Below are 21,552 nucleotides of genomic sequence, written 5' to 3'. Positions count from 1 at the left end.
AGGGGTGGGGGTCACGCCGTCCCGGACCAGGCGGCCAGCACGTCCTCGACACCGGTCAGGCGGTCGGTCGGCGGCTCGGGGGCCCGCCCGGGGGTGCGGTCGAACCGCGGTGCCGGTGCCGGGTGGAGCGTGCCCCCGACGTCGGAGTAGAGGCCGCGTTCCACGTTGTGCGGATGCTTGGCGGCCTCGTCGAAGGTCAGCACGGGGGTCACGCAGGCGTCGGTGCCCTCGAAGACCGACGCCCACTCGTCGCGGGTGCGGGCGGCGATCGCGTCGGAGATCCGGCGGCGCAGCTCGGGCCAGCGTGACCGGTCGTCCTGCTCGGGCCAGTCCGTGGTGTCGGCGCCGAGCCGGCCGACGAACTCCGCGTAGAAGCTCGGCTCGAGCGCGCCGACGGCCAGGTAGCCGCCGTCGGCGCACCGGTAGGTGTCGTAGAACGGGGCGCCCGAGTCCAGGTAGTTGGTCCCCGGCTCGTCGTCGTACCGGCCGGCGGCCCGCAGACCCTGGATCTTCGCGGTGAGCAGTGCGACCCCGTCGACCATCGCGGCGTCGATCACCTGCCCCCGCCCGGACGAGCGGGCCTCCAGCACCGCCGAGACGATGCCGAACGCCGCCACGAGCCCGCCACCGGCGTAGTCACCGAGCAGGTTGATCGGCGGGCGGGGGGCCTCGCCGGCCCGGGCCATGGCGTGCAGCGCCCCGGTCTGCGCGACGTAGTTGATGTCGTGCCCGGCGGTCCGCGCGAGCGGACCGCACTGCCCGTACCCGGTGAGCCGCGCGTACACGACGGCCGGGTTGCGGGCCTGGACCTGCTCGGGGCCGAGGCCGAGCCGCTCGGTGACCCCGGGCCGGTAGCCCTCGATGAACACGTCGGCCGCGGCGACCAGCGCGAGGACCTTCTCGATCCCGGCCGGCGTCTTCAGGTCCAGGGCCACCGAGGTCACCCCGCGGTTGGCGAGGTCGTGCTCGGCGGCCAGCCCCTCGGTCTGCCCGAGCGCCCGGCCCGCCCGGTTGGGCGGGCGGGTCACGCGGACGACCTCCGCGCCGAGGTCGGCGAGCAGCATCCCGGCGAACGGGGTCGGTCCCATCCCGGCCAGGCTGACGACGCGCACGCCGGCCAGCGGGCCCGGTTTCTCCTCCATGGCGAGTCCCCTCAGATGCCGCGGCCGCCGGTCACCTCGATGACCGAGCCCGTGATGTACGACGCGAGCGGCGAGGCCAGGAACACCACAGCGCCCGCCACCTCCTCCGGGGTACCCGCACGGCCGAGCGGGACCTCGGCCTCCTTCGCCGCGTACACCTCGGGCTTCATGGCCAGGGTCATCGCCGTCCGTACCAGGCCGGGCTGCACGGCGTTCACCCGCACCCCGAACCGGCCCATCTCCTTGGCCGACGCCTTGGTCAGGCCGACCAGGCCCGCCTTGGCCGCGCTGTAGTTCGTCTGGCCGGGGTTGCCGACCTTGCCCGACAGCGAGGACATGTTCACGATGCCGCCGCCCTGCTGCTCGCGGAACAGCGGAGCGACCGCGCGGGTGCCCAGCCAGGCACCCTTGAGGCTGACGCCCACGACCGCGTCGAAGTCGGACTCGTCGAGCTTCGCGATGTAGCCGTCCCGGGTCACGCCGGCGTTGTTGACCAGCAGGTCGACCCGGCCGAACCGGTCCACGCAGGACCGGATCATCGCCTCCTGGTCGGCGGCCGACGTCACGTCGCAGGCCACCGCGGCCACCTCGGCACCGGCGGAGGCCAGCGGGGCGACGGCCTCGGCGGCCTTGTCCCCGTCGACGTCGGCGACCAGCACCCGGCCGCCGTGCCCGGTGATCGCCTCCGCGATCGCGAGCCCGATCCCCTGCGCCCCGCCGGTGACGACGGCGACCTGGCCGTCGAGCAGCCCCGGCATCAGTAGGCCCTCGGCAGCTTCAGGACCTGGTTGGAGATGTAGTTCAGCACCATCTCCTGGGAGAACGGCGCGTTGCGGAGCAGCCGGACCTCTCGCCACAGCCGCTCGACGTGGTATTCCTTGGCATAGGCGTAGCCACCCATGGTGGACATGGAGCGGTCGCAGGCCTCGAAGCCGGCCTCGGCGCCGAGGAACTTGGCCGCCGCCGACAGCTCGCCGCACGGCTCGGACGCGTCGAACTGCGCGGCCGCCTTCATCGCGACCAGCTCGGCGGCCTCCAGCCGGATCCACGAGTCCGCCAGCGGGTGCGCGACGGCCTGGTTCTTGCCGATCGGCCGGTCGAACACGACCCGGTCCTTGGCGTACTGGGTGGAGAGCTCCAGCGCGGAGCGGCCCAGGCCGATGCCCTCCATGCCGACGACGATCCGCTCCGGGTTCAGGCCGTCGATGAGGTAGTAGAAGCCCTTGTCGACCTCGCCGACGACCTCGTCGTCGCGCACCTCGAGGTTGTCGATGAACAGCTCGTTGGAGTCGATCGCCGCGCGGCCGAGCTTCTCGATCTCCTTGACCGTGATCCGGTCCCGGTTCAGGTCGGTGAAGAACAGCGTCATGCCGTGCAGCGGCTTGTCCTCGCGCCGCGGCGAGGTCCGGGCCAGCAGCAGGATCTTGTGCGCGTTCTGCGCGTTGGTGATCCACACCTTCTGCCCGTTGACGACGTAGCCCCCGTCGACCTTGTCGGCCCGGGTGGTGATCCGGGAGGTGTCGACGCCCGCGGTCGGCTCGGTGACACCGAACGCGCAGAGGATCTCACCGGCGGCCAGCTTGGGCAGCCACTCCCGCTTCATCTTCTCCGAGCCGTGGCGCACGATCGGTGCCGGCGGGAAGACGTAGAAGTGGATCGCCGACCCGCCGCTCATCCCGGCCCCGGACGCGGCGATCTCACCCATCATCACCGCGGCTTCGGTGATGCCCAGGCCCAGGCCGCCGTACTCCTCGGGGATCATCGCGCCGAGCCAGCCGCCCTCGGCGAAGGCCTTGACGAACTCCCACGGGTACTCGTGGTTGGCGTCGCAGCGCCGCCAGTAGTCCCAGTCGAACTTGCGGGCGAGCCCGCGCACGGTGCTGCGGATCAGCTCCAGGTCGGACGGCTCGGTGGCGGTCATGACGTACTCCTCTGCGACTGCTCGAGGACGGGAATGTCGTCGAGCGAGGTGGCGGCGTCGAGCGAGGACAGGTCACCGGTCGGCGTACCGAGGTACCGGGACCGGATCGCGCGCCGCATGATCTTTCCGTTGGTGGTCTTCGGCAGTGCGGGGACGATGCACAGGGTCGGCGCGAACGACCGGCCGACGTTCGCGACGGCGGTCGCCGTGAGCTCGTCCGGGTCGGCGGTGATGCCCTCGCGGACGACGACGAACACGGTGATGCGCTGTCCCCGCTGCTCGTCGGGAACGCCGATCGCGGCGGCCTCGGCGATGCGCGGGTCCCGCAGCACCCCGGCCTCGATCTCGGCCGGGCCGATCCGGCGGCCGGACACCTTGATCGTGTCGTCCGACCGGCCGTGCAGCCGCCACTCGCCGTCGGCGTCGACGCTGGCCAGGTCGCCGTGCACCCAGACACCGTCCCACCGGTCCCAGTAGGTGGCGAGATAGCGCTCGCGGTCCTCCCAGAACCCGTGGGTCATCCCCGGGAAGGTGTTGCGGACGACCAGCTCACCGATCGAGCCGGTGACCGGCTCGCCGTCGGCGTCGAACACGGCCGCGTCGACCCCGGGCAGGGCCGCGGTGAAGCTCGCCGGCCCCATCGGCGCGAACGGGTAGCTGATGAGCAGCCCGCCGCCGACCTCGGTGCCGCCGGTGAAGTTGACGATCGGACGCGTCCGCTGCCCGATCTCCTCGAACAGCCAGCGCCAGGTCGGCTCGTCCCAGGCCTCACCGGTGGAGACGAACATGCGCAGGGTATCCAGCCCCTCGGCGGACTCGACACCGGCGGCCAGGATCCCGCGGGCACCGGTGGGCGCGATGCCCTGCACGGTCACTCCGTTGCGCTCGATGATCTCGAAGAGCCGGGTCGGCCGCGGGTGGGTCGGCACACCCTCGGTGAACACGACGGTGGCGCCGAGCTGCAGCACGCCGACGATGAGCATCGGGCCGACCAGCCAGCCGAGGTCGGCGATCCAGGCGACGACGTCGTCGTCGTGGACGTCGAAGCCGTAGCCGAAGTCGACGGCGGTCTTGACCGCGAACCCGGCGTGCGAGTGGACGATGCCCTTGGGCAGTCCGGTCGTGCCGGAGGTGTAGACGATGCACAGCGGATCGTTCGACCCGGTCGCCACCGTCTCGACGGGCGGCGGGACCGGGTCCAGCCCGTCCCACCAGTGGTCGCGGTCCGGGGTCATCGGGACGTCGTGTCCCAGGTGCGGGACGACCACGACGGCGCGCACCGACGGCGCGGCCGCGACGGCGGAGTCGGCGATCGCCTTGAGCTCCACCCGCTTCCCGCGCCGGGTGGTGGCGTCGGCGGTGATCATCGCGACCGCACCGGACTCCCGCAGCCGGGTGGCCACGGCCTCGGCCCCGTAGCCGGTGAACGCGGGCACCGACACCGCACCCAGCATCGCGATCGCCAGGAACGCCACGGTCGCCTCCGGGACGACCGGCAGGAAGAGCACGACGCGGTCACCGCGCCCGACCCCGAGCCGCGCCAGGTTGGCCGCGAACCGGCGAACCTGCTCGTCGAGCTCGGCGTAGGTGAGGGTGCGGCGCTGCCCGTCGTCGCCCTCGTAGACCACCGCGGTCTTTCCCGCGCCCGGGCCGGTGGCGTGCCGGTGTGCGCAGAGCTCCGCGACGTTCAGCCGGCCGCCGGGGAACCAGCGCGGGAAGGGCCGGCCCTCGGACTCGTCCAGGACCCGCTCGAACGGCTCGCTGAACGTGACCCCGAGGTCCTCGACCGCGCGCGGCCAGAACGTCTCCGGGTCCTCCACCGACCCGCGATGCAGCTCCGCGGTCCCGGCATACCCCCACCGGCGGGCGGCGTCGAGCAGCCGGCTGCGACGCAGGTGCGCGTCGTCGGGCACCCAGGCTGGGGTCATCGTGGACCTCCTCAGGACCCGGTCTGCTCGGAGGCCGGGCGCTTCATCATCAGCCCGACCCGCACCGCGTCGCAGACGACCTCGTCGCGCTGGTTGATCCCCAGGTGCCGGAAGGTCACGATCCCGGAGTCGTCCCGGCTGCGCGACTCGCGCTTGTCGACGATCTCGGTGCGCACCCGGATGGTGTCGCCGTGGAACACCGGCTTCGGGAAGTTGATCTCCTTGAAGCCCAGGTTGCCCAGCGTCGTGCCCTGGGTGGTCTCCGGGACGGTGATGCCCGAGACGAGCCCCAGGATGAACAGGCTGTTCACCAGGCGCTGCCCGTGGATCGAGTTCTTCGAGTACTCGGCGTCGAGGTGCAGCGGGGCGAGGTTGAGCGTCAGCGTGCTGAACAGCACGTTGTCGGTCTCGGTCACCGTCCGGCGGGTGGAGTGCTCGATCGCCTGGCCCGGCTCGAACTCCTCGAAGTACAGACCGCTCATGCGTGGTTCCTTCGCTCGGCGCGGCGGCGTCGCCGCGGGTCGTCCGCTGTCACTGCGACATTACACAATATATTATGTGTCAGCAATCCGGACGTGTCGCGAACTCCGCCCGGACCGCCTCGGTGTGCTCCCCCAGCGCCGGGACGCGGCCGTCCCGGGTCGGCCAGTCACGTCCGAGCGCCGGCGGCAGCAGGGCCGGGACCGGCCCCGTCGGGGTGCCCACCTCCCGCCACCGCTTCCGCTCGGCCAGCTGCGGGTGTCCGGCGAGGTCGTGCACCGCGTTGAGCCGGGCGTTCCCGATGCCGGCCCGGTCGGCGAGCCGCTGGATCTCCTCCAGCGTCCGCTCGGCGCACCAGGCACCGACGATCCGGTCCAGCTCGCGGCGGCAGGCCACCCGGTCCGCGTTGCGGGCGTAGCGGGGGTCGGCGGCCAGCTCGGCGTCGCCCAGCAGGTCGCCGGCGAGCCGGCGCCACTCGCGGTCGCTGGTCGTGCCCAGCACCACGGTCTGCCCGTCGGCGGTCGCGTAGGCGCCGTACGGGGCGACCATCGGCGACCCCATCCCGACCGGTTCGGGTTCGTCGCCGCCGTGCAGCACGGTGTTGAGTGCGAAGCCGGTCATCTCGGCGACGACGTCGAGCATCGCGATCGGCACGACGGTCCCGTGGCCGGTCCGCTCGCGGGTGTAGAGGGCCGCGAGAACCGCGGAGTAGGCGTACAGGGCGGTGCCCACGTCGGCCACCGGGACCCCGGACTTGGCGGGGTGGCCGGGCGTGCCGGTCATCGCGCACGACCCGCCCTCGGCCTGGACCAGCAGGTCGTAGGCCCGCTTGTGGTCCAGCGGCCCGCCGGTCCCGTACCCGGAGATGTCGACGACGATCAGGCGCGGGTGCTGCTCCACCAGGTCGTCCGGGGCCAGGCCGAGCCGGCCCAGCGCGCCCGGCGCGAGGTTGGAGACGAACACGTCGGCCCGGGCCAGGACGCGGTCGAACACGGCCCGGTCCTCCGGGTCGGTCAGTGAGAGGGCGACCGACTCCTTGCCGTGGTTGAGCCACACGAAATGGGCCGCCATGCCGCGGACGACGCCGTCGTAGTGCCGGGCCGTGTCCCCGATCCCCGGGTTCTCGACCTTGATCACCCGGGCGCCGAGGTCGGCGAGGTGACGTGTGCACAGCGGCGCCGAGATCGCCTGCTCCAGCGAGACGACGGTGATCCCGTCCAGCGGCGCGGCCGCGCGCCCGCTCACGACGACAGCCGTTCGACCAGGGCGACCTTGACGTGGTCGGGTCGCTTCAACGTCCCCTCCGGCACCAGCTCGACCGTCGTGCTGATGTTCAGCGCCGACCGGACGCGGTCGAACACGGTGCGGCGCAGGGCCTCCTGCCGCTCGGCGTCGAGCCCGGCCGCGTGCTCGACGACGACGGGCAGCGGCTTCTGGGTGGAGTGCCCGTCGAAGTCGGGGCGGATCCGCATCTCCCCCGTCGCCTCCGGCCGCATCCCGTTGACCAGGTCCTTCACCGCCGACGGGAACACGTTGATCCCGCGCACGATCAGCATGTCGTCGGTCCGGCCCACGCAGCGGACCTTGTATCCGGTGCGCCCGCACCGGCAGTCCGTCCCGGTCACGACGACGTGGTCGCGGGTGCGGAACCGCAGCAGCGGCGACGCCCGCCGCTGCAGGGCGGTGTAGACCAGCTCCCCGCTCGCGCCCTCGACGGGCTCCACCCGGTCTCCGGTGTCCGGGTCGATCAGCTCGGCGACCATGAGGTCCGGCGACAGGAAGTGCATGCCGGCGGCCTCCGCGCACTCGCCCCAGTAGGTGCAGGCGATGTCGGTGCCGCCGAGCATCTCCCGGGAGGTCGCGCCCCAGAGGGCCTCCAGGTTCTCCCGCACCGTGGGCATCCCGCCGCCGGGCTCGCCACCCACGCTGATCGTCCGGACGTTCAGCTCCCGGGCCGGCCGGCCCACGATCGCAGGTGCCTGCTCGGCCAGGTAGGCCAGGAAGTGCGGGGTTCCGATCAGGGCGTTCGGCGCCTGGTCGGCGGCCACCCGGAGGAGGCGCTCCGCGCCGGCCTCGGCACCGACCGGGATGTCGACGATCCCCATGTACTGCGCGATCTGCACGACCGGCAGGCCACCGACGAACCCCTTGCTCATCCCGAAGCCGTGCAGCAGCCGGTCCCCGGGCCGGAACCCGTTCGCGTAGAGCGCGCGGGCGCCGAGCTCGCACCAGACCTGGACGTCGCCGGCGGTGAGCCCGACGTAGGACGGGCTGCCGGTCGTCCCCGAGGACGCCTGGATCTGCACGATCTCGTCCGGCTCGGCCGCGACGTGGCTGCCCAGCGGCGGGTGCGCGGCGAGGCTGTCGCGCAGCTCCTGCTTCTCGGTGAACGGCAGGCCGGCGAGGTCGTCGGTCCCGCGGACGGCGTCCGGGTCCACGCCGTGCTCGGTGAACTTCGCCCGGTAGAACGCGCTGTGCGCGGCCAGGTAGGCGATCTGCTCGCGCACCTGCCGGTCCTGGACCCGCCGGGCCTCGTCCGGGGGCGCGGCCTCGATCTCGTTCCACAGCGTGGCGGAGTACGGACGCATGGGGATGGCCCTCCTTCGTGGGGCTCGTGCGTGCGGATCACCCGCCCGGCCGCGACACCCGCTCACGAGCGGTAGCGAATGACACCGCGGATGTTCTTGCCGTCGTGCATGTCCCGGTAGCCCTGGGCGATGTCGTCGAGCGAGTAGGTCCGGGTGACGAGCTCGTCGAGCTTCAGCGCCCCGGCCCGGTACAGCTGCAGCAGCCGCGGGATGTCCCAGGTGCTCTGGGTGGCCCCGAACAGGGCGCCGACCAGGCTCTTCTGCGCCAGCGTGAGCTCGTGCAGGTTCATCTGCACCGCGTGTTCACCGACCGCCCCGACCGCGGTCACCACGCAGGTCCCGGCCTTGCGGGTCGCGGCGAGCCCCTGCGTCACGTACTCGGGACGCATGACGCCGACGGTCACGATCGTCGCATCGGCGCCCTGGCCGTCGGTGAACTGCTTGGCGAGCTCGGTGGCCTCCTCCATCGACGACGCGGCGTGGGTCGCCCCGAACTCCTGGGCCTTCTCCCGCTTCATCTCGACCGGGTCGACGGCGATGATCTGACCGGCGCCGCAGTGCCGGGCTCCCTGCACGGCGTTGATCCCGATCCCGCCGATGCCCATCACAACGACGGTGTCGCCCGGCCGGACACCCGCCGCGTTGACCGCCGAGCCCCATCCGGTGCTGACACCGCAGCCCACGAGGCAGGCGACCTCCAGCGGGATGTCGTCGTCGATCTTCACGCAGGAGTCCACGGACACCGTGGTGGTCTCGACGAACGTGGAGATCCCGCAGTGCTGACCCACCGGCGTGCCGTCCGGCTCGTGCAGCCGGAACGTGCCGTCGGTCCAGCGCGGGCCTGCGAGGATCCCGGCGGCCAGGTTGCACAGGTTCTGCCGGCCGGTCATGCACCACCGGCAGTTGCCGCAGCTCGGGATCGCCGACAGCACGACGTGGTCGCCCTCCCGGAGCCCCTTGCGGTTCGGCCCGCCGACCTTCGTCACGATCCCGGCACCCTCGTGCCCGAGCGCGAAGGGGAACATCGCGGGCGGGATGTCCCCGGTGACGTGGTGGTCGTCGGAGTGGCACATGCCCGAGGCGACCAGCTCGACCTGGACCTCGTCCGGCCGCGGATCCTCGACGTCGAGGTCCACCACCTCGAACTTGCCCGGAACTTCTCGGACGACGACACCGCGGGTGCGCACCATTGCTGTCTCCCTCGTCGATCACGCCAGCGTGTGGCTCAAACGTAATATATTATGTGTAACAGTTCAAGCTCGCCGCACGCCCGGCCGGCGCCGAGATCAGGGCGCGACGAACGAGGCGGCCATCCCCTGACCGCCACCGATGCACATGGTCTCCAGGGCACGACGCCCGCCGCGGCGGCGCAGCTCGTGCAGCACGGTCGTCAGGATGCGCATCCCGGTCGCGCCCACCGGGTGCCCGAGCGAGATCCCCGAGCCGTTGACGTTGAGCCGCTCCGCGTCGTGCCAGCCCCACTCGGCGAGCACGGAGAGCACCTGGACGGCGAACGCCTCGTTGATCTCGACGAGGTCGAGGTCGTCGAACGACAGGCCGGTGCGGCCGAACAGCTTCGCCACCGCCGGGACCGGACCGATGCCCATCGTCGCCGGGTCGCACCCGGCCGCCGCCCAGCCCTCGAGGTAGGCGATCGGTTCCAGCCCGAGCTCGTCCAGCGCGTCCTCGGCGACGACGAGGCAGGCCGCCGCGGCGTCGTTCTGCTGGCTGGCGTTCCCCGCCGTCACCGTCCCGCCCGGGGTGATCGTGCGCAGCTTCGCCAGCTTCTCCGGGGTGGAGTCCGGGCGCACGCCCTCGTCCCGGTCGACCACCGTGGGCTCACCGCGACGCTGCGGGACGGAGATCGGAACGATCTCGTCGTCGAACCGGCCGGCCTCCTGGGCCGCCGCCGCCTTGCGCTGGCTGCCCGCCGCGAACTCGTCGGCCTGCTCACGGGTGATGCCGTAGCGCTCGGCCAGGTTCTCCGCCGTCTCGATCATCCCGGAGATCCGGCCGAACCGGTGCACCGGCTGCGAACGCTCCCGGCCCCGGTCGAGCCGGTCGTACAGCGACACGGTGCCCGCACGGGCGCCCCAGCGTGCCGTCGTCGAGTAGTACTCGATGTTCGACATGCTCTCGACCCCGCCGGCCAGCACGACGTCGCTGGCCCCGGTCTGGACCATCATCGCGCCCGTGACCAGGGCCTGCAGCCCGCTGCCGCAGCGGCGGTCGGTCTGGAAACCCGGCACCGAGATCGGCAGCCCGGCGTGCAACGCGGCCCAGCGCCCGACGCACGGGGTCTCCGAGTTGGCGTACGACTGGGCGAACGCCACGTCGTCGATCCGCTCGGGGTCGACCCCGGAACGCTCGACCACGGCGGTGACCACCGCGGCGGCCAGGTCCTCCACGGGCACGGAGCGGAGCGCGCCACCGAAGGCGCCGACGGGGGTTCGGACGGGGCTGACGATGGCCGCGCGGCGCACGGATCCACCTCCTGGGTCGAGATCGGGTCAGGCTGTGGTGGAGGGCTCGGTGCCCGCCACCGTGGTGGCCGCGGGGATGGAACGCCGGACCCCGCTCACACTCCGGCGGGGCCCGGCGGGTCGGAACTCAGCGTTCGAGCGCGTCGGCGAGCGCGATGATCCCCTCGGCGGTCTTCACGTGGGCGATGTCGACGTGCTGGCCCTCGAAGTCGACGGCGGCGCTGCCCTGCGCCTCGGCGGCCCGGAACGCCTCGATCATCCGGCGGGAGTACGCCACGACCTCGTCCGACGGCGTGAAGAGCTCGTTGGACAGCGCCACGTGCGACGGGTGGATGCACACCATGCCGCGGTAGCCGAGCCGGCGGGCGTCGATGGCGAAGCGGCGGAAGCCGTCGACGTCCTTGATGTCCTGCCACACCCCGGTCACCGGGTGGTGCAGCCCGGCGGCGCGGGCTGCCAGCACGATCCGGCTGCGCAGGTACAGCGACTCCAGCCCCTCCGGGGTGAACTCGAAGCCCAGCGCCCGGCCGACATCGGCGTTCGGCCCGGTCGCCCCCAGCAGGCTGGACACCCGCGGGCTGGCGGCGGCGATCTCCTCGCAGTGCGCCATGGACTCCGCGGTCTCGAAGCTCACGATCAGACCGACCGAGCCAGCCTCGAGCTGCTCGCGCGTCTCGACGTGCGACACGACGGCGTCGATCCGGACGATCTCCTCCGCCGAGAAGACCTTCGGCAGGAACAGCCCGGCGAGGCCCGGGACGGCGATCTCCTCGACGTCGGTGCCGAACAGGCCGCTGTCGTAGGGGTTGGGCCGCACCCAGACGTCGGCCCGCACCCCCTCGGCGTGCAGCCGCCCGATCGTCTCCCGCACGATCTTGCGGGCGTCCGCCTTCTCGGCGGCCGGGACCGAGTCCTCCAGGTCCAGGATGACCGCGTCGGTACCGGACGCGATCGCCTTGTCGGCCCAGGACGCCTTGTGTCCCGGCACGAACAGCATCGAACGGTAGGGCTTCACTGCGGGTTTCCTCCTGAGAAGTCGGGGGCGCGGCGCTCCCGGTGGGACGCGAGACCCTCGCGGACCTCGGGGCCGCCGAAGCCGTAGAACTCCAGCGCGAGCGAGGCGTCGAAGATCGATCCGGCGACGTGCCGGTACCAGTTGTTGAGCGACTGCTTGGTCCAGCTGATCGCCGTCGGCGCCCCGAGCGCGAGCTCGCGGGCGACCTCACGGGCGGTCGGGAGCAGCTCGGCGTCGTCGTCCACGCACAGCGAGACGAGCCCGATCCGCTCGGCCTCCGCACCGGACAGCGGCCGGCAGGTCATGAGGTAGTACTTCGCCTTGGCCATCCCGCACAGCAGCGGCCAGCAGATCGCGGCGTGGTCCCCGGCGGCCACGCCGAGCCGGGTGTGGCCGTCGACGATCTTCGCGCGGGCGGAGACCACGGAGACGTCGGAGAGCACGCCGGCGACCAGGCCGGCCCCCACGGCGGGACCGTGCATGGCCGACACGATGGGCTTGGTGCAGTCGAGCACGTTGTAGACGAGGTCGCGGGCCTCGCGCATGGTGCGGCTGCGCGCGGCGAAGTCGGTGGACAGCTTCTCGACCAGGTCGAACGACCCGCCGGCGGAGAAGCCCTTGCCCTCCCCGCGCAGCAGCACGGCGCGGACGGCCGGGTCGGCGTCGAACTCCCGCCAGACCTCGGCGAGCTCGGCATGCGCGTCCTCGCTCACGGCGTTGAGGTTCGGGGCGTCGAGCACCAGCTCGACGACGCCGTTCTCATCCGGCCCGTCGACCCGCAGGCTCGGGAACCGGTCGTATCGGTCAGCCACGTGCCGTCCTCTCGTTCTCGCGCCGCATCAGCTCGCGGCCGACGATCAGCTTCTGGATCTCGCTGGTGCCCTCGTAGAGCCGCAGCAACCGGACGTCGCGGTAGATCCGCTCCACCGGCATCTCGCGCATGTAGCCGCTGCCGCCGTGCACCTGGACGGCGAGGTCGGCGACCCGGCCGGCGGCCTCGGTGCAGAACAGCTTCGTGGCGGACGGGGCGAGCCGGCGGTCGCTGCCGTCGAGGTAGCGCCGCGCGGTCTCGCGCACCATCGCGGTCCCGGCCAGCACGAGGGACTGCTGCTCGGCGAGCATGGCCTGCACCAGCTGCCGTTCCCCGGTCGGGACACCGCCCTGCCGGTTCTGCGCCGAGTAGGCGACCGACTCGTCGACCGCCCGCTGCGCCAGTCCCATCGCGAGCGCCGAGATGTGCACCCGGCCGCGGGCCAGCACGCTCATCGCGGCCCGGAACCCGGCCCGCACCTCGCCGCTGACCAGCGCGTCGGCGCCGACCCGGACCCCGGAGAAGGTGACGTCCGAGGTCGAGGCGCCCTCCTGGCCCATCTTGCGGTCCTTGGGCCCGACCGTGACGCCCGGGGCGTCCGCGGGGACGAGGAAGACCGCGACCTTCCCCTCGTCGTCGGCCGAGTAGCCGCGGACCTTGGCGAAGGTGACCAGGAGGTCGGCCAGCGGGGCGTTGGTGATGAACCGCTTCTGGCCCTCGATCGTCCATCCACCGTCACCCCAGGTGGCGGTGCTGCGCATCCCCGACGGGTCCGACCCGGCTTCGGGTTCGGTCAGCGCGAACGACGCGATCACCCGGCCCTCGGCCATCGGCTCCAGCCAGCGCTTGCGCTGCTCCTCGGTCCCCCACCCGACCAACACCTGCCCGGCGATGCCGTTGTTGGTCCCGAACAGCGACCGGAACGACAGCGCGGTGTAGCCGAACTCCATCGCCAGCTCCACGTCCTGGGTGATCGCCAGCCCCAGACCGCCGTACTCCTCGGGCAGCGCGTACCCGAACAGGCCCATCGTGGCGGCCTGCTCGCGGATGTCGGCGGGGATCGCGTCGCTCTCGGCGATCTCCTGCTCGCGGGGGACGACCGCGTTCCGGACGAAGTCGCGAACCTGGTCCCGGATGTGCGCGAAGTCCTCGGCCGGGACGGTCTCGACCAGCGGCGTGTCCATCGGGGGTCGTGCTCCTCTGCTCGGCCTGGTGCGGCCTCGCCGCCGCACTCGCACAATATATTAAATGTCGTCTGTCGTCGAGAGTGCTGCCCCGCCTCGGCTACATCAGTGCGGGCCCCCACAGGACGATGCCCGGCACCAGGGTGAACAGCACGACCACCAGCAGCATCGCGACCACATAGGGCACCGAGCCACGGAACACGTCCTCGACCGCGAGCCCGGTGGTCCGGGCGACGACGAACACGTTGAGGCCCAGCGGCGGCGTGACCAGGCCGATCTCGGCGAGGACCACGAGGACGACGCCGAACCACACCGGGTCGAAACCCAGGGCCTCGACCACCGGCAACACGATCGGGACGGTCAACGCCAGGATCGCCGCCTGGTCCATGAAGAAGCCCAGCACCAGGTACCCGAGCGCGATCACCGCGAAGATCGCCAGCGGCGGCGCCGCGAGCGCCTCGACCCAGGCGACCAGGTCCAGCGTGACCTGCGTGGCGGTCAGGAAGTAGCTGAACAGGTAGGCCCCGACGATGATCATCAGGAGCATCACGGAGGTGGACACCGCCTCGAGCACGGAGGTCCGCAGCGCCGGCCCCGGCAGCTTCCGCCCGTACAGTCCGATCAGCAGCGCCCCCAGCGCCCCCAGCGCGCTCGCCTCGGTGGGAGTCGCCACCCCGAAGAAGATCGTGCCGGTGACCAGCACGAACAGCAGGAGGATCGGGAGCAGCCCACCGAGGCTCGCCAGCTTCTCCCGCATCGGGTAGCCGGAGCCACGTGGCGCGCGATCAGGGTTCCGCCAGACCATGGCCCAGGTCGCGACGACGATCGCGAAGGCGACCAGGATCCCCGGCACGACACCGGCGACCAGCATCTCCCCCACGCTCTGCTCGGCGAGGATCGCGTAGAGGATCAGCGCCACGCTGGGCGGGATCATCGCGGCGAGCGTGCCGACGACCGCGACCAGCCCGCTCGCGAGCCGGGTCTCGTAGCCCTGGGCCCGCATCTGCGGGATCGACGTCGACGCCAACGTCGCGGCGGATGCCGTGCTCGACCCGGAGATCGCGGCGAACAGTGCGCCGGCACCGGTCGTGGCGACACCGAGCCCCGCCGGCGTCCGCCCGACCCAGACCCGGGCGGCGTCGAACATCTGGTCCGCCACGCCGCTGCGCAGGATGAACTGGGCCATGAGAAGGAAGAGCGGGATCGCCACCAGCGCGTGCTCGGTCACGGCCGAGGCCGGTGCGGTCTCGAACACGCCGAGCAGGACCGGGGTCCCGCCGTGGACCCAGAGCCCCACGGCCGCCGAGATCCCGATCGCGAAGCCCACCGGGATCCGCAACAGCATGAGGACGAACATGAGTGCGATGACTCCGACGGCGAGCATTACCGGTCCTCCTCGGGCTGCTCGCCACGGACGAGCGAGATCAGGGTGTGCAGGATCCGGACGACGAGCACGAGCACGCCGAGCGGGATGAGGACGAGCGACGTCCAGGTCGGCAAGGGCAACTCGGCACCGCCCGGCGGCGGGATCTCGCCGGCCGACCATGCGTCGTGGGTACTGAGCAGCCCGGCCGTGCCGAGCAGGACGAACAGCCCCAGTGCGAGGACGGTCCCCATGACGTCGACCACGCGGCGCACACGAGGCGGGAACGTCCGGTGGAGGAAGTCGATGCTGACATGCGAGCCGGTCCGGTAGGCGTAGGACAGTCCGAAGAAGAACATCGCCGGCAGCAGGTAGTCGGTGATCAGACCCAGCACCCACGACAGCGGCGCGCCGACCACGTACCGCATGACGACCTCGGCGATCGTCACCACGCCGATGAGCACGAGCGCGGTGCCGCTCACCGCGGTGGCGACCCCCTCCAGCCGTCGGCCGGCCGCACAGGCGCCGGACCGGGCCGGCACGCCGCCGTCGGGCGTCGTCGTCTCGACGGGCGTGCTCATCGGCGCTCCTCCCGCACCTCGGCCATGACCCGGGTCATCTCGGCGTACACGGCGTCGCCGGCCAGCCCGACGCTCTCCATCTCGGACCGCCAGGTGGCCGTCACGGTGTCCATCTCACGCGCCCAGGCCGCGCGCTGCTGGGGCGTGAGGGTGTGCACCCGCGCCCCGTCCCGGGCCATACCGGCGAGCGCCTCGGCGTTCTTCCGCGTCACCTGCTGGCACAGGTGGCGCGTCGTCTCCCGGCCCGCCTGCTCCAGCGCCTGCTGGACCTCCGGCGGCAGCTGCTGCCAGACGCGTTCGCTCACCGAGTAGGTGATGCTGCCGGCGCCGAGGTTCGCACCCTGGGTGATGTGGTCGACGACCTCGCCGAGCCGGTACGGCGACGCGCTCAGGGGCGGGAAGACCAGGCCGTCCACGGTGCCGCGGGACACCGCGAGATAGGTGTCGGTCGACGACATCGACACCGGCGCCGCCCCGGCGGCACTGATCGCACGGTCGACGGTGCCGCCGGAGGACCGCAGCGTCATCCCCCGCACGTCGGCCGGGGTCAGCGCCGGGCGGGTGCGGGTCATCACCTCGTAGCCGGGGAGGACGGCCACGAACAGCGGTCGGATGTCGTTGCGCGTGAAGTCCTTCTCCCACAGGATTCCGCCCGGCGCGGACAGCCGTTCGAAGGCCAGCGACCCGTCACAGGCATCGGTGGTGGCACCGGGGAGGTCGGCCACACCGGACAGCGGGAGCTTCGCCGGCACGTACGCCGGTACGGCGGTCGCGACGTCCACGACACCGGCCCGGGTCAGGTCCACGAGGTTCTCGGCGTCGCCCATCTGCGCGGCCGGGAAGTAGTCGAACTTCACCGTGCCGCCGCTGAGCTCCTCGGCCCGGGCGATGAAGTGGCGGGCACCGTTCACGGAGATGACGTGCCCGTTCGGGAAGAAGTCGGCGACGGACAGGTGGTACGTGCCGTCGGCGGAGCGGAGCTGACCGGCCCCGCAGCCGGTGAGGACGAGGCAGAGGGCGAGGAGCAACCCGATCAGGATTCCTCTCGCCGGGGGCGATATGTGCACGGGTGAAGACCTTCCCGGGCCTCCCACGCCCCACCGTGTGCTGTCGGCACGTCCGGGGGACGCGGGTGGCACCGCATCGTTGTGGCGCCGTTCTCGAGATCTGCCGTGCCGGGCACGCTCGGACTCACGACGGTCAGATCCAGATATATCGAGCATTATGCACGATCTGCCACGGCAGCGCACGGGTTCCGAGTGCGATCCGGGAGAAGCATCACGACCGGTGCGGTCGTCGGCGGCCGGCCGTCGCCGTCGTCCGCACGGGCCGGCCCCACGACCAGTGGGAACCGTGGCTCAGCCCGTGACCGGTGCCATGTTGAGACCGGTGAGAATCATGTGGCCGGCGTCGACCGGGAGCGCGACACCGGTGACCGCCGACGCCAGGGGCGAGTTGAGGTAGAGCGCAGCGTCGGCGATGACCTGCGGATCGAGGAACGTGGCGCCCTTGAGCGCGTGAAAGTGGTAGCCGCCCGCCAGCTTGTCCTCGCGGGTACCGCCCTCATGACCCGCGAACATGTCGTACACGGCCTGGTGGTCGGTCATGGGCGTCTCGATCGCCCCCGGGCAGATGGCGTTGGCCCGGATGCCGTGCGGGGCGAGTTCCAGCGCGATGTTCTTCATCAAGCCGATGGCGCCGTGCTTGGCGGAGCAGTAGTGCGCGTAGTTCGCCCCCGGCTCGAGGCCGTTGGCCGAGGCGATGATCACGATCGATCCGGTCTGGCGCTCGATCATGTGCGGAGCGACGGCCTTGGCCGTGCGCCAGACCCCGGTCAGGTTGACCCCGATCATCTCGTCCCACTGGTCGTCGCTGAGCTCCCAGAACGCGCCGCGGGTCCAGATGCCGGCGTTGGCGATGAGGATGTCGATCTGCCCGAACTCGGACAGACCGCAGGCGACGGCGTCGTCCACCGCGGCCTGGTCGCGTACGTCGGCCCGCGCGGTCAGCACCCGGCGGCCGAGATGCTCGACCGCCTTCGCGGTCTCGGCGAGCTCCTCGGCCGTCCCCATCCCGTAGGGCACCGAGGCGAGCTGCTTGTCGGTGTCCAGCGCGATGACATCGGCGCCCTCGCGGGCACAGGTGAGGGCGTGAGCGCGGCCCTGGCCGCGGGCCGCGCCGGTCACGAGCGCGACCTTGCCGTCGAGTAGACCCATGTTGGGTGTCCTTCCGTGAGCACGAGACCTTCACGATCCGGAACTATTATACTAGAAGAAAATATATCGCACATTGAATGTGCCGGCAATTGCCGGTTCACCTCGGCGGGTTCAGAAGGCTGCCTCCAGGACCGCCTGCAGGTCGTCGGCGGTGACCGGCCGTGGGTTCCCGGCCACGATCATGTCGTCGAGCGTCGCCCTGACCAGTGCGGCGAAATGCCGGCGTTCGACGCCGACGTCGGAGAGCCGCGTCGGCACCTCCATCCGGACGAGCAGCGCGCGCAACGCACCCACCGCGGCCTCGGCCGCCCGCTCGTCGTCCATGCCGCGGGTCTCGACTCCCAGCGCCGGCGCCAGCAGCGCCTGCCGGCCGGCGGTGACCGCCCGGTTGAAGTCCATCGCGTGCGGAAGCAGGATGCACGACGTCACGCCGTGCGGGACCCCCAGGAGCGCACCCAGCTGGTGCCCGAGGCCGTGACTCAGGCCGGTGGAGACGTTGCGCAGGTGCATGATCGCCATCCAGGCGGCGACCTGGCAGCGGCTCCGGAGGCCCGCGTCGCCCGGATCGTCGGAGCTCGGGTGCAGGTCCCGGGACAGGATCTCCAGGGCGCCCAGCAGGACCGCGTCGGTGACCGGGGTGTGGCGCACCGAGTAGACGCCTTCGACGACGTGGTCGATCGCGCGCACCCCGCTCGGGAGCCACAAGCTGCGCGGTGTGTGGGCCGCGAGCTCGGGATCGAGCAGGACCGAGGCCGGGCACAGGGCGTCGGCGGTGAACAGGTCCTTCACACCGCGGGCCGGGTCGGTGACGCCGGCGATCGAGGTGAACTCCGCGCCGGACAGCGTCGTGCCCAGCGCGAGGTGGGGCGGCGGCCGACCGGTGATCGCCGGGATCTCCGCCGGCCCGGGGTGACGGTAGCGGACGCGGAGCGCCGCGAGCCCCTCCTCGTCCTCGATCCCCTCGGAGATGCAGAGGGCCGCGGCCTTGGCGGCGTCGATCGGTGATCCCCCGCCGACGCTGACGAGGCCGTCGGCGTCCAGCTCGCGACAGCGTTCCGCGAGCTCGAGCACGGTGGGCCGGGGCACGTGGGAGGACACGCCGTGGAAGATCCCGGCGGCGCCGACACGCGCGGCCAGCTCGTCGACGGCGTCGGTCGTCGTGGCCAGCGTCCGGCTCGCCACCACCAGCGGCCTCGTCATCCCGAGCCGGCGGGCCTCGTCCCCGGCGAGCTCGGCCGCCCCGGCGCCGTATCCGACCCGGTCGGTGCGGGGCAGCTCGAAGACGCGCACGGTCGAGGGTCCGGTCACAGCCCAGCCTCCCTCCGCCGCCGGAAGATCGGGTCGTCGTGGTCCCGGCGGAACCGGGCCCACTCCGGGTTGATCGGCGGAACGGTGCCGGTGAACAACCGGGTGGCCTCGAACACGGTGTCGCGGACGGCGATCCGCCACCGCCCGAGGCGACGTTCGACGCGGTCGACGTAGCGGCCGAACATGGACAGCTGCAGCGACCCCGCGCCGTCGGTGATCCCGTAGGCGGCCTGCGCCTCGGGGCCGAGGGTGTGCGCGGTCATGAAGTGGGTCTCGACCACCGCGACGTCCGGGCCGGCGAGCTCGACGTGGCACTGCCCGAGGAAGTGCATCACCTGCGGGACGTCACCGACCCGGTCGGTCACGAAGCCGACCAGGCCCTCGAGATCCCCCTTGTAGTCGCCGTGGTCGTCGTAGGCGTCCGGGTGGTACACCTCCCGCAGCAGATCCATGTCGTTGCGGTCGACGGCCCGGGCGTAACGGGCCATGAGATCCCGGATCTCGTCCTTGTCGATCAGCTGCCGGAGGCGGTCGTCCACGAGGTGCTCCCGTCGGCTCGCCGGACCAGGTAGTCCGCCAGGTCCGGGTGGTGGGTCATCCGCCAGTAGTCGACGCCCCGCCAGGGCAGCGCGTTGACCACCCGGCCGCGGGCGTTGCGGTACCAGTTCGTCGTGCCCGGGTGCGTCCACACCAGCTGCTCGTGCTCGGCGTCCACGCGGGCGCTGTACTCGGCGGCCACCTCCGGCCGCACCTCGACCGCGCCGATGCCGTCCTCGATCATGCGCACGATCATCTGGACGGCGTAGTTCGCCGCGCACTCGGCGACGAAGATCGCGCTGCCGCCGTGCGCGGGAGTCGTCTGCGGGCCGCCGACGATGAACAGGTTCGGGAAGTTCGGCACGGTGATGCCGAGGTAGGCGTCGGCGTCGTCGTCTCCCCACGTCTCGCGCAACGTCGTCCCGTCCCGGCCGGTGATCTCCAGCGTCGCGAGCATCCTGCGGGAACGGAACCCGGTCGCGAACACGACCACGTCCACCTGGTGCGCGTCGCCGCCGGCGGTGAGCACGTGCTTCTCGTCGAGCTCGGTCACCCGCTCCGGGACGAGCAGGACGTCGTCCCGGCGGAGGGTCCGGATCCACTCGTTGTCCATCAGGATCCGCTTGCTGTACGGCGGGTAGTCGGGGACGACGACGTCGCGCAGCCGGTCGGCGTCCTCGCCGAGCTGCTCCTCCATGGCGCGCGTGATGAACGCCCGATGGCGGTCGTTGGTGGCGTTCACCGCCCGCTCGGGATGCGGCCACTCCGGATCCCGGCGCAGCGTCGTCAACAGCTTGTCCTGGAACTGCCACACCAGCCGCAGGCGGTAGAACGCGGCGTAGTAGGGCACCTGCTCCATCAGCAGCCGGACGCCGGCGGGCACGTCCCGCAGGTAGTTGCCGTTCGGCACGACCCACTGCGGGGTCCGCTGGAAGACCACCGTCTCCCGGGCACGGTCCGCGATCGCCGGCACGATCTGCATCGCCGTCGCGCCGGTGCCCACCACCGCGACCCGCTTGTCGGTGAGGTCGACCGAGTGGTCCCAGCGAGCGGAGTGGAAGGCCGGTCCGGCGAACTCCTCGAGCCCGGGCAGGTCGGGAACGACCGGCTCGGTCAGGGTGCCGACGCAGCTGACGACCGCGTCGGTCGTCAGCTCGGTGCGCGCACCACGCGGGCCGTCGAGCACGACCTGCCAGCGCCCGACCGCGTCGTCCCAGCGCGCCTCGCGGACCCGGATACCGAACCGGATATGGCGGTGCAGGTCGAACCGGGCCGCCGTGTCGGCGAGGTACTCCAGCACCTCGGGCTGCTTGGCGTAGTACCGCGACCACTCCCGCCGCGGCGAGAACGAGAACGAGTAGAGGTGGGCTGGCGTGTCGACCCCGGCTCCGGGATAGGTGTTCTCGTACCAGACCCCACCCACCGACTCGTTCTTCTCCACGACGGTGAACGGGATGCCGAGCGCGCGCAGGCGGACCGCAGTGGCGATCCCGGCGGCGCCGGCCCCGATCACCAGGACGTGCGTCCGGTCGGCGGCCGCGGGCCGAGCGGCCGTCCAGGCCAGGCCCTCCCGGGCACGGAACCCCGCCTCCTCGGCCATCGACGGCCCGTACTCCGGCGGGACATCCTCGCCCAACGAACGGCTCAGGAGCGCGACCAGCTGCGCGTCCGAGGGCGCGGCCGGCAGGGGCCGGCGACCGTCCCGGACGTCCCGCAGGACCTCGAAGGCCGCCGCCACGATCCTCGCGCGGGACCCGGCCGGGAGACCCGCCGTGTCGTTGTCGTCCAGCGCCACCGTCCGCGTCGGCCGGAACTCGCCGTCCAGCCAGTCCTCCTCGCCGGTCAGCTGGGCGAGGACGAGCTGCAGCGTCGGGAGGTTGGCCTCGGCCAGCGCGGCGCGGAGGTCGTCGTCACCGACGGCGTCGAGCACGGTCGGGGTGGGGGTGGCTGTCGGGGTCTGTTCCATCGTTCCTCGTTCCGGCGGCAGCGCGCGGC

The 21,552-nt window shown here is 72.0% G+C and carries 19 protein-coding genes; all 19 read right to left on the bottom strand.

What is annotated here, in order from left to right:
- Window positions 1–11: 11 nt before the first annotated feature.
- Window positions 12–1,142 (bottom strand): CaiB/BaiF CoA-transferase family protein, encoded by a 1,131-nt coding sequence (locus H7X46_RS12130; RefSeq protein WP_186359507.1) that lies wholly within the window; start codon window positions 1,140–1,142, stop codon window positions 12–14.
- Between the two features lie 11 nt (window positions 1,143–1,153).
- Window positions 1,154–1,900, bottom strand: a complete 747-nt coding sequence (gene fabG / locus H7X46_RS12125; RefSeq protein WP_222131282.1) for a 3-oxoacyl-ACP reductase FabG — start codon at window positions 1,898–1,900, stop codon at window positions 1,154–1,156.
- The gene (locus H7X46_RS12120; RefSeq protein WP_186359506.1) at window positions 1,900–3,063 is read right to left on the bottom strand and encodes an acyl-CoA dehydrogenase family protein; all 1,164 of its coding nucleotides are present in this window, start codon (window positions 3,061–3,063) and stop codon (window positions 1,900–1,902) included. Before H7X46_RS12120 ends, fabG begins: the two co-directional genes overlap by 1 nt.
- Complete coding sequence (locus tag H7X46_RS12115; protein WP_186359505.1) at window positions 3,060–4,991, bottom strand: AMP-binding protein; 1,932 nt, start codon at window positions 4,989–4,991, stop codon at window positions 3,060–3,062. Before H7X46_RS12115 ends, H7X46_RS12120 begins: the two co-directional genes overlap by 4 nt.
- Before the next feature lie 11 nt (window positions 4,992–5,002).
- The gene (locus H7X46_RS12110; protein WP_186359504.1) at window positions 5,003–5,473 is read right to left on the bottom strand and encodes a MaoC family dehydratase; all 471 of its coding nucleotides are present in this window, start codon (window positions 5,471–5,473) and stop codon (window positions 5,003–5,005) included.
- 79 nt (window positions 5,474–5,552) lie between these two features.
- Window positions 5,553–6,716 carry a CoA transferase gene (locus tag H7X46_RS12105; protein WP_186359503.1) on the bottom strand — a complete coding sequence of 388 codons (1,164 nt, stop codon included), beginning with the start codon at window positions 6,714–6,716 and terminating at the stop codon, window positions 5,553–5,555.
- Window positions 6,713–8,059: a phenylacetate--CoA ligase family protein gene (locus tag H7X46_RS12100; RefSeq protein WP_186359502.1), complete on the bottom strand. Its 1,347-nt coding sequence runs from the start codon at window positions 8,057–8,059 to the stop codon at window positions 6,713–6,715. The genes H7X46_RS12105 and H7X46_RS12100 overlap by 4 nt, the downstream gene beginning before the upstream one ends.
- Before the next feature lie 62 nt (window positions 8,060–8,121).
- Window positions 8,122–9,249, bottom strand: coding sequence for an NDMA-dependent alcohol dehydrogenase (locus H7X46_RS12095; protein ID WP_222131281.1), 1,128 nt, complete (start codon window positions 9,247–9,249; stop codon window positions 8,122–8,124).
- 96 nt (window positions 9,250–9,345) lie between these two features.
- The gene (locus H7X46_RS12090; RefSeq protein WP_186359501.1) at window positions 9,346–10,542 is read right to left on the bottom strand and encodes an acetyl-CoA C-acetyltransferase; all 1,197 of its coding nucleotides are present in this window, start codon (window positions 10,540–10,542) and stop codon (window positions 9,346–9,348) included.
- A gap of 127 nt (window positions 10,543–10,669) precedes the next feature.
- Complete coding sequence (locus tag H7X46_RS12085; protein ID WP_186359500.1) at window positions 10,670–11,557, bottom strand: CoA ester lyase; 888 nt, start codon at window positions 11,555–11,557, stop codon at window positions 10,670–10,672.
- Window positions 11,554–12,369, bottom strand: a complete 816-nt coding sequence (locus H7X46_RS12080) for an enoyl-CoA hydratase/isomerase family protein (protein WP_186359499.1) — start codon at window positions 12,367–12,369, stop codon at window positions 11,554–11,556. The genes H7X46_RS12085 and H7X46_RS12080 overlap by 4 nt, the downstream gene beginning before the upstream one ends.
- Window positions 12,362–13,552 carry an acyl-CoA dehydrogenase family protein gene (locus H7X46_RS12075; protein WP_186359498.1) on the bottom strand — a complete coding sequence of 397 codons (1,191 nt, stop codon included), beginning with the start codon at window positions 13,550–13,552 and terminating at the stop codon, window positions 12,362–12,364. Before H7X46_RS12075 ends, H7X46_RS12080 begins: the two co-directional genes overlap by 8 nt.
- Window positions 13,553–13,652: 100 nt before the next feature.
- Window positions 13,653–14,936, bottom strand: a complete 1,284-nt coding sequence (locus tag H7X46_RS12070) for a TRAP transporter large permease (RefSeq protein WP_186359497.1) — start codon at window positions 14,934–14,936, stop codon at window positions 13,653–13,655.
- Entirely contained in the window at window positions 14,936–15,496 is a 561-nt protein-coding gene (locus H7X46_RS12065) for a TRAP transporter small permease (RefSeq protein ID WP_186359496.1), read from the bottom strand. Before H7X46_RS12065 ends, H7X46_RS12070 begins: the two co-directional genes overlap by 1 nt.
- Window positions 15,493–16,563: a TRAP transporter substrate-binding protein DctP gene (gene dctP / locus H7X46_RS12060; protein WP_186359495.1), complete on the bottom strand. Its 1,071-nt coding sequence runs from the start codon at window positions 16,561–16,563 to the stop codon at window positions 15,493–15,495. Before dctP ends, H7X46_RS12065 begins: the two co-directional genes overlap by 4 nt.
- Window positions 16,564–16,854: 291 nt before the next feature.
- Complete coding sequence (locus H7X46_RS12055) at window positions 16,855–17,712, bottom strand: mycofactocin-coupled SDR family oxidoreductase (RefSeq protein WP_186359494.1); 858 nt, start codon at window positions 17,710–17,712, stop codon at window positions 16,855–16,857.
- A 111-nt stretch (window positions 17,713–17,823) separates the two neighbouring features.
- Window positions 17,824–19,020, bottom strand: coding sequence for an iron-containing alcohol dehydrogenase (locus H7X46_RS12050; protein ID WP_186359493.1), 1,197 nt, complete (start codon window positions 19,018–19,020; stop codon window positions 17,824–17,826).
- Entirely contained in the window at window positions 19,017–19,559 is a 543-nt protein-coding gene (locus tag H7X46_RS12045; RefSeq protein ID WP_186359492.1) for a nuclear transport factor 2 family protein, read from the bottom strand. Before H7X46_RS12045 ends, H7X46_RS12050 begins: the two co-directional genes overlap by 4 nt.
- On the bottom strand, window positions 19,535–21,523 hold the full coding sequence (locus H7X46_RS12040; protein WP_186359491.1) for an NAD(P)/FAD-dependent oxidoreductase: 1,989 nt from the start codon (window positions 21,521–21,523) through the stop codon (window positions 19,535–19,537). The genes H7X46_RS12045 and H7X46_RS12040 overlap by 25 nt, the downstream gene beginning before the upstream one ends.
- Window positions 21,524–21,552 lie beyond the last annotated feature (29 nt).

The organism is Pseudonocardia sp. C8 (genome assembly GCF_014267175.1).
Classification (GTDB): Bacteria; Actinomycetota; Actinomycetes; order Mycobacteriales; family Pseudonocardiaceae; genus Pseudonocardia.
The sequence above is the reverse complement of the archived record's forward strand: the minus strand, read 5'-3'. Positions and strand labels throughout refer to the sequence as shown.

Bases quoted from the DNA above. Each gene is read 5' to 3' on its own strand.
- H7X46_RS12130 (WP_186359507.1), bottom strand. From the start codon at position 1,142: ATGGAGGAGAAACCGGGCCCGCTGGCCGGCGTGCGCGTCGTCAGCCTG.
- fabG (WP_222131282.1), bottom strand. From the start codon at position 1,900: ATGCCGGGGCTGCTCGACGGCCAGGTCGCCGTCGTCACCGGCGGGGCG.
- H7X46_RS12120 (WP_186359506.1), bottom strand. From the start codon at position 3,063: ATGACCGCCACCGAGCCGTCCGACCTGGAGCTGATCCGCAGCACCGTG.
- H7X46_RS12115 (WP_186359505.1), bottom strand. From the start codon at position 4,991: ATGACCCCAGCCTGGGTGCCCGACGACGCGCACCTGCGTCGCAGCCGG.
- H7X46_RS12110 (WP_186359504.1), bottom strand. From the start codon at position 5,473: ATGAGCGGTCTGTACTTCGAGGAGTTCGAGCCGGGCCAGGCGATCGAG.
- H7X46_RS12100 (WP_186359502.1), bottom strand. From the start codon at position 8,059: ATGCGTCCGTACTCCGCCACGCTGTGGAACGAGATCGAGGCCGCGCCC.
- H7X46_RS12095 (WP_222131281.1), bottom strand. From the start codon at position 9,249: ATGGTGCGCACCCGCGGTGTCGTCGTCCGAGAAGTTCCGGGCAAGTTC.
- H7X46_RS12075 (WP_186359498.1), bottom strand. From the start codon at position 13,552: ATGGACACGCCGCTGGTCGAGACCGTCCCGGCCGAGGACTTCGCGCAC.
- H7X46_RS12070 (WP_186359497.1), bottom strand. From the start codon at position 14,936: ATGCTCGCCGTCGGAGTCATCGCACTCATGTTCGTCCTCATGCTGTTG.
- H7X46_RS12065 (WP_186359496.1), bottom strand. From the start codon at position 15,496: ATGAGCACGCCCGTCGAGACGACGACGCCCGACGGCGGCGTGCCGGCC.
- H7X46_RS12055 (WP_186359494.1), bottom strand. From the start codon at position 17,712: ATGGGTCTACTCGACGGCAAGGTCGCGCTCGTGACCGGCGCGGCCCGC.
- H7X46_RS12040 (WP_186359491.1), bottom strand. From the start codon at position 21,523: ATGGAACAGACCCCGACAGCCACCCCCACCCCGACCGTGCTCGACGCC.